The following is a 2,356-nucleotide window of genomic DNA, read 5'->3' as shown; positions in this document are numbered from 1 at the left end:
CCTTCAAACTGCCTTTGCCAAGGTTTCTAGGGTCAGGACTCACAACCAGTAAATAACGAGTGCGGCGAGGGCGATGGCTGACAGGAAGACTTTCGGGCATCTATCGTAACGGGTTGCCACACGCCGCCAATCCTTCAGCCTGCCGAACATGATTTCGATCCGGTTGCGCCGCTTGTAGCGACGCTTGTCGTACTTCACTGGCTTCTTCCGCTGTTTACGGCCAGGGATACACGCCCGTATCCCTTTGTCTTTCAACGCTTCTCGGAACCAATCGGCGTCATAGCCACGATCGCCAAGCAGCCAGTCCACCCTGGGCAAACGGCTCACCAGTGCTCGGGCACCGACGTAATCGCTGACCTGTCCTGCGGTCACGAACAGATTGAGCGGTCGGCCTTGGCTGTCGCAGATGGCGTGCAGCTTGGTGTTCATGCCGCCCTTGGTACGGCCAATCAGGGTCCTGTCCCAGGGAGAGGTGTAACTTCTGGTAGCGCTTTTGGTGGCGTCCGCGCCCTTCATGAGGCGCCGTAGGACGTCATCAAAGGCGCGGTGGTCATCGGTGAATTTTCGGTAAGGTCGGGTTGCGAACATCAACCTGAACCGAAGGAAGACCCCGATGACCAAACCTATGATGGACCTGAAAGAGCTTGTCGAGAAGAGCGCGGATGCCGATCTTCTTCGAGATATGATCGGTTTTGCCGCCGAAAGGCTGATGGAATTGGAGGTTGGCGCAAAGACCGGTGCCGACTATCATCAGAAGACGCCGGAGCGGAAGGCGCAGAGAAACGGCTACCGCGAACGCGATTGGCAGACGCGGGCCGGGAACGTGGAACTGCGGATTCCGAAGCTGCGCACCGGCAGCTATTTTCCTTCTTTCCTGGAGCCGCGGCGGGCGACAGAGAAGGCGTTGAGCGCGGTTATTCAAGAAGCTTATGTCCATGGCGTCTCAACCCGTTCCATGGACGATCTCGTGCAGGCAATGGGCGGGACCGGCATCTCGAAGAGCCAGGTTAGCCGCCTGTGTGAAGAGATTGATGAGCGGGTTGATGCATTTCTCACCCGTCCGATTGATGGCGAATGGCCCTATCTGTGGATTGATGCGACTTATCTCAAGGTTCGTCAGGGCGGGCGTATCGTCTCCGTTGCCGTCACCATCGCCGTCGGCGTCAATACAGACGGCCGCAGAGAGGTGCTGGGCATGTCCATCGGCCCGTCCGAGGCCGAAACCTTCTGGACGGAGTTTCTGCGCGATCTGGTGCGGCGCGGGCTATGTGGTGTGAAGCTGGTCATCAGTGATGCCCATGAAGGCATCAAGGCCTCAGTCGCACGCGTGCTGAACACGAGCTGGCAGCGTTGTCGGGTGCATTTCCAGAGGAACGCTCTTGCGCATGCAGGCAAGAGTAGCCGACGCGTCGTCTCCGCCTTTATCGCAACCGCTTTTGCACAGCCAGACCATGCGGCGGCGAAAGTCCAATGGCGCAACGTCGCCGACCAGATGCGGTCCCAGCTGCCCAGGCTCTCTGGGCTGATGGATGATGCCGAGGAAGACGTGCTCGCCTACATGACCTTTCCCCAACAGCATCGGACGAAGTTGCATTCGACGAATCCGATTGAACGTTTGAACGGCGAGATCAAGCGCAGGACAGACGTCGTCGGGATCTTTCCAAATGAGGCTGCCATACGACGCCTCGTCGGCGCCATCCTCATGGAGCAGACCGAAGAATGGACTGTGCAGCGTGCGCGATACATGACGCTGGAAACCTTGGCACCGGTCTGCGATGATCCCATCATCAGCCTGCCTGCAACGCAGACGGACTGATCAGCTCGGCCGTCGAAAGCGCCCGGCCAGCCGCGAGTTACACCACGCTATGGGGCATGATCCCAATCAGGCGTCCACGCCCCCCTTTTTGACGGCCAGACTGGTCGCTGTGCGGTGTGCCTTCAGGTGCGTGGCGTCGATCATCACAGTCTTCTTTTCCTCGTGACTTTCGGCCAGACCTGCCATCATCCGGGCAAAGATACCTTTGTCGCTCCACCGCTTCCAACGGTTGTACAGCGTCTTGTGCGGCCCGTATTCCTTAGGCGCGTCGCGCCAACGCAAGCCATTGCGATTGATGAAGATAATCCCACTCAACACACGCCGATCATCGACGCGGGGTTTGCCGTGGGACTTGGGGAAGAAGGGCTCAAGACGCGCCATTTGCGCATCTGTCAGCCAGAATAGATCAGACATGTTCACCGCTCGTTTTTCCAACCGTGAATCATGTCGCCGTGCGGAAATCAATGGGTCCTGACCCTAATACAGAAGAGCAAGAAAGCATCATATTAATGAGTTTGGATTCACGACCGTAAGAGGCCA

At 58.0% G+C, this 2,356-nt stretch carries 2 protein-coding genes and 1 pseudogene; 1 reads left to right on the top strand and 2 read right to left on the bottom strand.

Features of this window, described 5'->3' with window-relative positions:
• Nucleotides 1-39: 39 nt before the first annotated feature.
• Nucleotides 40-516 (bottom strand): IS5 family transposase, encoded by a 477-nt coding sequence (locus A3728_RS18745; RefSeq protein WP_269084906.1) that lies wholly within the window; start codon nucleotides 514-516, stop codon nucleotides 40-42.
• 97 nt (nucleotides 517-613) lie between these two features.
• Between A3728_RS18745 and A3728_RS18740 the strand changes: the two genes are divergently transcribed.
• Nucleotides 614-1,816, top strand: coding sequence for an IS256 family transposase (locus A3728_RS18740; RefSeq protein ID WP_067268427.1), 1,203 nt, complete (start codon nucleotides 614-616; stop codon nucleotides 1,814-1,816).
• 78 nt (nucleotides 1,817-1,894) lie between these two features.
• Here the strand turns inward: A3728_RS18740 and A3728_RS18735 are convergent.
• Nucleotides 1,895-2,230, bottom strand: a pseudogene (locus A3728_RS18735) (IS5 family transposase); the annotation flags it as partial.
• Nucleotides 2,231-2,356: the final 126 nt, after the last annotated feature.

Source organism: Sulfitobacter sp. HI0040 (genome assembly GCF_001634885.1).
Lineage (GTDB): Bacteria > Pseudomonadota > Alphaproteobacteria > Rhodobacterales > Rhodobacteraceae > Sulfitobacter.
This window is presented reverse-complemented; position numbering and strand designations above follow the sequence as displayed.

Bases quoted from the DNA above. Each gene is read 5' to 3' on its own strand.
- A3728_RS18745 (WP_269084906.1), bottom strand. From the start codon at position 516: ATGAAGGGCGCGGACGCCACCAAAAGCGCTACCAGAAGTTACACCTCT.
- A3728_RS18740 (WP_067268427.1), top strand. From the start codon at position 614: ATGACCAAACCTATGATGGACCTGAAAGAGCTTGTCGAGAAGAGCGCG.